This window comes from Pedobacter sp. AK013, assembly GCF_014205835.1.
GTDB lineage: Bacteria > Bacteroidota > Bacteroidia > Sphingobacteriales > Sphingobacteriaceae > Pedobacter.
The window spans coordinates 23963-30865 of the sequence record NZ_JACHCQ010000049.1 but is presented as its reverse complement, the minus strand read 5'-3'; the positions used below and the strand labels follow the sequence as shown (position 1 = coordinate 30865).

5 protein-coding genes are annotated in these 6903 nt (G+C 37.2%); 1 reads left to right on the top strand and 4 read right to left on the bottom strand.

The genetic code is table 11. The features are described from left to right. Positions 1-345: 345 nt before the first annotated feature. The 4 genes from secDF to HDC90_RS23155 form a co-directional block, all read right to left on the bottom strand. The gene (gene secDF / locus HDC90_RS23170) at positions 346-3327 is read right to left on the bottom strand and encodes a protein translocase subunit SecDF (protein ID WP_184470715.1); all 2982 of its coding nucleotides are present in this window, start codon (positions 3325-3327) and stop codon (positions 346-348) included. A gap of 433 nt (positions 3328-3760) precedes the next feature. After that, positions 3761-4279 carry a dihydrofolate reductase gene (locus tag HDC90_RS23165; protein ID WP_184470713.1) on the bottom strand — a complete coding sequence of 173 codons (519 nt, stop codon included), beginning with the start codon at positions 4277-4279 and terminating at the stop codon, positions 3761-3763. An 87-nt stretch (positions 4280-4366) separates the two neighbouring features. Continuing rightward, positions 4367-4723, bottom strand: coding sequence for a four helix bundle protein (locus HDC90_RS23160; RefSeq protein WP_184470711.1), 357 nt, complete (start codon positions 4721-4723; stop codon positions 4367-4369). A gap of 105 nt (positions 4724-4828) precedes the next feature. After that, positions 4829-5623, bottom strand: a complete 795-nt coding sequence (locus HDC90_RS23155; RefSeq protein WP_184470709.1) for a thymidylate synthase — start codon at positions 5621-5623, stop codon at positions 4829-4831. A gap of 398 nt (positions 5624-6021) precedes the next feature. On the opposite strand from HDC90_RS23155, the gene ispE reads away from it, so the two are divergent. After that, positions 6022-6825 carry a 4-(cytidine 5'-diphospho)-2-C-methyl-D-erythritol kinase gene (gene ispE / locus HDC90_RS23150; protein WP_184470707.1) on the top strand — a complete coding sequence of 268 codons (804 nt, stop codon included), beginning with the start codon at positions 6022-6024 and terminating at the stop codon, positions 6823-6825. Positions 6826-6903 lie beyond the last annotated feature (78 nt).

The following is a 6903-nucleotide window of genomic DNA, read 5'->3' as shown; positions in this document are numbered from 1 at the left end:
TGATCTTAGTTCTCTTCTTTGTTTAAATTTAACAATTGTGGCTTGCTAAAGACCACTTGAACTAAGATCACTTTATTACATAGATACTGATGGGAGTGGACATCCCGATCCTTCATCGGGATAAAACGGACAGCAGGACTATCGGGGCCAAAGGACTACAGAAACTGCTTTTCAAAATAAAAATTGACAATTTAAACCTCGCAGGTTTAAACCGTAGTTTATATTGTTTTTTAAATGGACACATTGAGGACTGCGCCGTTTTAAAACCTGCGAGGTTTGACGATACTGAATAAAAAAAGCGCCCCGATAAATCGGAGCGCTTATATATTTTAAGAAATTAACTTCTTATTTTTTCTCTGCGGAGCTACCCAGATCAATTACGATAGGAGTAGAGATACATAATGATGAGTATGTACCGATGATACGGCCGATTAACAATGCGAAGATAAATCCGCGGATGCTATCGCCACCGAAAACAAAGATTACCAATAATACGAAGAATACGGTTAATGAGGTTAAGATGGTACGACTTAGTGTACTGTTTAACGCGAAGTTGATTAAATTGTTACGCGCTTCGCCATGTAAATCTTCTTTGCCAGATTCTTTTAATTTCTCACGGATACGGTCGAATACAACAACAGTTTCTGTCATGGTGTAACCCATTACTGTTAAAATAGCAGCAATAAAATCCTGACCAATTTCTAATGAGAATGGCATAATACCATCTAAAATAGTGTAGAAAGATAATACCATTAACACATCATGGAACAATGCAATTACCGCACCTAAACCATACTGCCATTTTTTGAATCGCACTACGATGTAGATAAACATGAATAAACATGAGATCAATACTGCGTAGAAAGCACCGTTTACAATATCGCTTGCAATGATAGGCGTTACTTTTTGTGAGCTTACGATTTCATATTTTGAACCTGCTAAACCTTTGTTTAAAGCATCTTCTACAACTTTATCAGTTTTAATATCCTGATCTTCGATGTGGAAAGTAGTGGTTATTTTTACCTGGCTATCTTCACCTGCAGTTTTAACCTCAGGCGTTTCGTTACCGAAAACCGGGTTTAACTTAGTTTTTAAATCTTCTGTGTTAACGGCTTTATCGAAGTGAACCAAGTAAGTTCTACCACCTTTAAAGTCTACACCTAAGTTTAAGCCACCATTTTTGAAATACATACCAATACCAGCAATAATAATGATGGTAGAGATTACGTAGTAAATTTTACGACGGCCAACAAAGTTGAAACTGATGTTTTTAAATGCGTTGCGGGTAATGCTGTTATCGAAACTTACATCGATTTTGCGGTTTAATAAAGATTCGAAAACTACTCTCGAAATCGCTACAGCAGCAAATAATGATGAAAGAATACCGATACATAAGGTAGTTGCGAAACCTTGAACCGGACCGCTACCGAAAACGTAAAGGATAGCACCTAAAATAAATAAGGTAACGTTTGAGTCGATAATTGAAGGCATTGCATGTTTAAAGCCCTCTTTAATTGCCGAAGCAGTGTTCTTACCATGCGCAAGCTCTTCACGTACACGCTCAAAAATAAGGATGTTCGCATCTACAGATAAACCAATGGTTAAAACGATACCAGCAATACCAGGTAAGGTTAATACTGCACCAAGTGATACCAGGATACCAATGATGAAGAATAAGTTGATTAACAATGCAAAGTTAGCAACCCAACCTGCACGGTGATAATACAACGCCATGAAGATTAAGATTACGATGAAGGCAATTACGAATGAGATTAAACCATCGTGAATAGCTTGTGCACCTAAAGTTGGACCAACTACGTAGCTACCTGCAATACGTGCAGGAGCAGGTAATTTACCAGCCTTTAAGATGTTAGATAAATCTTTAGTATCTGCCTGAGTAAAGTTACCAGTGATTGATGAAACACCACCAGCAATTTCGTTCTGCACGGTAGGAGCAGAATAAACCTGATTATCTAATACAATTGCAATAGATTTTTTATTATTTGGATCAGCAGCAGCTTCAGCTGTAATTTTTTTCCATTTGGCAGAACCTTCACTGGTCATGTACATGGTTACCTCTGGTTTACCTTTTTGATCAAAATCAGCACGCGAATCGCTGATTGCCTCACCACCTAAATCTGGTTTACCATCAGCGCTAACTACTTTAATTGCATATAATTCGAAAATTTTCGAACCTTCTCTAGGTTTAACACTCCACATAAACTTCATCGTAGATGGAATAGATGCAGCAACTTCAGGAAGTTTTAAATAAGCATTAACTTTTGCAGTATCTTTTTGTAACGACATACCAACAACTGCACCCGGCATTAATTGTTGCTGCCCGTTTTGGCCTTGGTAAATAGGAAGGTTAAGAACAGCATACAATGGGTTAGATTTAATCAATTCGGCTTTAACGGCGCTCGAATCTTTTTTACCTAAGCCAGCAAGTTTGCCGCCTTTAGCTGTAGTATCTTTAGCAGCAGCTTTTTCTAAACCGGCTAATTTACCACCAGCAGCAGGAGCAGCTGTTGTATCTTTAGCAGCTGATGCATCAGTTTTTAATGTTGCCGCTAAAATTTTATTAATGTTTTCTAACAATGGTGCAACTTCTTGTACCTGATATACTTGCCAGAACTGTAATTCAGCAGAACCTTGTAAAAGTTTAGCAATACGCTCTTTATCTTGTACACCTGGCATCTCGATTAAGATACGGTTACTACCTTCTTGTTTTTGCATGTTCGGACTAACTACACCGAAACCATCAATACGTGAACGTAAAACTGTAAATGAACGATCGATAGCACTGGTTGCTTCTTTTTCTAAGAAAGACTCAACATCACTATTGCTTGCACTAGGTTTTAATTGAGATGCGTTATCCTGATTAGAAAAATAATCTGCAAGTTTTACTCCAGGGCTTAATTTTTCGAATTCATCAACAAAAATTTTGATGTAATCTTTACCACCGGCATTTAATTGGATCTGTGCGTTTTGAATTGCTTTGTTGAAGTTTGCATCAGTAGGGTTACCCGCCAATGATTTTACCAACTCCGCTAACGATATCTCCATCGTTACGTTCATACCGCCTTTTAAGTCTAAACCCAAATTAATCTCTTTCGCTTTTACCTCTTGATAAGTAAATCCAACAACTGGATAAACTTTTACGGTACTCATCGAATCTAAGTAAGCCTTTTCTTTGGCTAAATCACCCTTCGCAGCGTTTTTTGCGTCTTTTTCTACCTTGGATGCTACCAAAGTAAAAGAAAGTGCGTACGCACAAACGATAGCCAATACTATCGCTATAAACTTAATAAAACCTTTTCCTTGCATTGTTTGTTTAAAATAATTTTGTCTTTCGCTGTTTTTTAACAAGTCGGCAAATCTAATTAAATTTTTAAATTATAGAACCCCTTAATTGATAATTTATTAACATTAATTTTTATCTGGCAATAATCCTTCGAGATTCATCAGGCAGAATTTATTTCAGAGGACTAAATTTAGAATGAAATTGATTTGGAAAGCAATTGTAGCAACTTTTGGGATTAAGTTTCTCTCGGCTGATGTTTCAGCTTTTTCAACCTCTGTCATGCGCAGGCACGAAGCATCTTTTCATCTATGAGTTCTAAGGCGGGTTATAAATCTTTTTATTGAAAAGCAAAACCTGTGTTTCTTCGGATCCGATAGTCCCGATGGCAAGGGAAGAAGCAAAACAGCTTATCAAATAAAATTGTGCCCTTTGCGAAATTCTTCGTATATTTTGCGGTTAAATTGAGTTAATCCTTTCCAAAATCTCAAAAGTATAGTCGTACTTGTTTTTTTCGTCTGCTTTGCGAGGTTCACTGCTGATTACTTTCCATTCTTTCCGGTCTATTTCTGGGAAAAAAGTATCTGCATCAAAATTATGATGGATAGTGGTTAAATAAAGTATCTGCGTTTTAGGTAAAGCCTGTCTGTAAATCTCTGCTCCACCAACAATAAATACTGGTTTTTCTTCTGTTTGGGTAATCTCTAAAGCCTTGTCTAAGCTGTTTACCACTTCAACGCCATCGATTTGTAAACTAGTATCTCTTGTAATCACAATATTTCTGCGGTTTGGTAACGGTCTGCCAACTGAATCAAAGGTTTTACGCCCCATTATAACAGTATGGCCAGAAGTAGTTTGCTTAAAAAACTTTAAATCGGCTGGCATGTGCCATAAAAGCTGATTGTTTTTGCCGATTGCGAAATTTTCGCCTACAGCTACTGCTATGGAAAGTGAAGGGGGATGGAGTTTATTGGTCATTAGTCATTTGTTTAATAGTGTCTGTATATTGCATCAGGCACAGTTTGTCATACCTATTTTCAGCAGGTATCAAAGATGAATTATAACTTATTTAAATTTTGCCAATATATTTAATATAAGCTTTAAGTGGATAGTTTGTAGTTCTGAATAAAGGTTAGTATAACAATCTTCAGATATTAAATTTCTATTTTTTGATTTCCTAAGAAATGATTTTACTTCTAAAATAGAACCCCTGCTATAATAACAAAAGTTTTTGTTTTCTTTAAAATGGTATCGGCCATATCCTTCCGCAATGTTGGCACTAATGGAATCAGCCGCTCTGCATATTTGTTTTCCGATGGTATCTTTGGCGAAATAATCCCAACCCATAACGATATTCCAGATTTTATCTGAAATTAGTTCTGATAGATTATAAACTTCTAAATCCTCTAATTTATAATTCATGATTTCTCTTGATTAAGTAAATTAAAGGGATGATTTTTTTTAAAATATGTATTTAATTCTGCATCCAAACAAATGAACCAATGGCTAATGGCCAATGAACAAGTGTTAAACCGCAACAACGCCTTTAATATGCGGATGCGCTTCGTAATTCTCCAGGGTAAAGTCCTCAAACTTGAAATCGAATATGCTTTTCACTTCAGGATTGATTTTCATCACCGGAAGCGGTTTAGGCTCACGGCTTAATTGTAGGTTGGCTTGCTCAATGTGGTTGTTGTATAAATGTGCATCGCCAAGGGTGTGGATAAAGTCTCCGGCTTCTAAACCGCATACCTGCGCTACCATCATGGTTAATAAGGCATAAGAAGCAATATTAAAAGGTACCCCAAGAAAAATATCGGCACTGCGCTGATATAATTGGCAACTTAATTTTCCATCGGCTACATAAAACTGAAAAAAAGCATGACAAGGGGGCAAGGCCATATTTTCGATTTCGGCCACGTTCCAGGCAGACACAATTATCCTGCGAGAATCGGGATTGTTTTTAATGGTATTGATGATATTGGTAATCTGGTCAATATGCTGTCCATCTGGTGTTGGCCAGCTTCGCCATTGCGAACCATAAACCGGCCCAAGGTTTCCATCTTCATCGGCCCATTCGTCCCAAATACGTACACCGTTATCTTTAAGATATTTAATATTAGTATCGCCAGTTAAAAACCAGATGAGCTCATGAATAATAGATTTTAAGTGCAGTTTCTTTGTAGTCACCATCGGAAAGCCCTTCTGAAGGTTAAAACGCATCTGATAGCCAAAAACGCTTATTGTTCCGGTACCAGTACGGTCGTGCTTTTGAGCGCCATGATTAAGCACATGCTGCATTAAATCTAAATATTGTTTCATACTGTTCTGATAATTTACAAATATCTAAAATTTATCAGGCGATGGAAATCATTTTTATACACACTGTTCACTTACTAACATTGTAATGATAATTGTTTTTAACACAGGTGGAAATTTTTGTTTTCAAGGGGTTAAACATTAATAGAAGCAGCAACCGGCCCCTTAGCCCCGGGTGCAGTGTTACCCTGCAGCGAGGAGGAACGACGAAGCGAAGCGTAAAAGCGGAACACGGCAACAAGGTAAGTGTAGAACCACTACAATTGCGCTCCAAAAAAACCTGACTATATAAAATGTAAAGAAACACGACCTCATAAAAAACACTTTTGTATGTTTGCAGTTAGAACTGTATTTGGTTTTGAGGAGAATCTCAAATCTCAAATCTCAAATCTCAAATCTGCATGTTATCTTTTCCAAACGCAAAAATAAACCTAGGTTTAAATATCACCGAAAAACGTACTGACGGTTACCACAATCTTGAAACCGTTTTTTTTCCGATCAATATCAAGGATTCAGTCGAAATTACAGATGCAGAGATAACTTCTTGCAAAATTCATGGTATCGATATTCCTGGTAACTCTAATGATAACCTGTGTTTTAAAGCCTATCAATTGGTAAAAAAGGATTATGATATTCCAGCGCAGCAGATCAATTTATTGAAAAATATACCAGTGGGCGCAGGCTTGGGTGGAGGGTCAGCTGATTGTGCTTTTCTCATCAAACTATTAAATGATAAGTTCAGTTTGGGTATACCTGTTGATAAAATGGAAGATTACGCCCGCCAGCTAGGAGCAGACTGTGCTTTTTTTATCAAAAATAAACCTGTTTACGCATTTAATAAAGGCGATGAATTTGAAAAGTGCGAATTAGATTTGTCAGCCTGGTATAAAGTTTTGGTAAAACCGCCTGTACACGTTAGTACGGCCGATGCTTATGCGCATGTAAAACCGCAAAAACCTTTGCAATCGTTAAAAGAAATCATACATTTGCCTCCAACAACATGGAAAAATAAGGTTATCAACGATTTCGAGCTATCGGTATTCGTAAAGTATCCCCAAATTCGTCAAATAAAAACCAGTTTATACGATGCAGGCGCAACCTTCGCTTTAATGAGTGGTAGCGGCTCGTCGGTTTTTGCAATTTTCCCCGAAGCGGTTAAATTGCCCGAACTGGAGCAAAACAACCTGATATTTTATGGCATTTAAGCTTGGCGCATGGCGTATAGCGTTGGAATAGCGAAAATGTTGGCGTATTAATAAAAAAAAATAAAGGTGAAAGGTTTA

What these genes read in the sequence shown, in the direction of transcription:
- secDF (WP_184470715.1), bottom strand. Translation starts at nt 3,327, where the DNA reads ATGCAAGGAAAAGGTTTTATTAAGTTTATAGCGATAGTATTGGCTATC.
- HDC90_RS23165 (WP_184470713.1), bottom strand. Translation starts at nt 4,279, where the DNA reads ATGACCAATAAACTCCATCCCCCTTCACTTTCCATAGCAGTAGCTGTA.
- HDC90_RS23160 (WP_184470711.1), bottom strand. Translation starts at nt 4,723, where the DNA reads ATGAATTATAAATTAGAGGATTTAGAAGTTTATAATCTATCAGAACTA.
- HDC90_RS23155 (WP_184470709.1), bottom strand. Translation starts at nt 5,623, where the DNA reads ATGAAACAATATTTAGATTTAATGCAGCATGTGCTTAATCATGGCGCT.
- ispE (WP_184470707.1), top strand. Translation starts at nt 6,022, where the DNA reads ATGTTATCTTTTCCAAACGCAAAAATAAACCTAGGTTTAAATATCACC.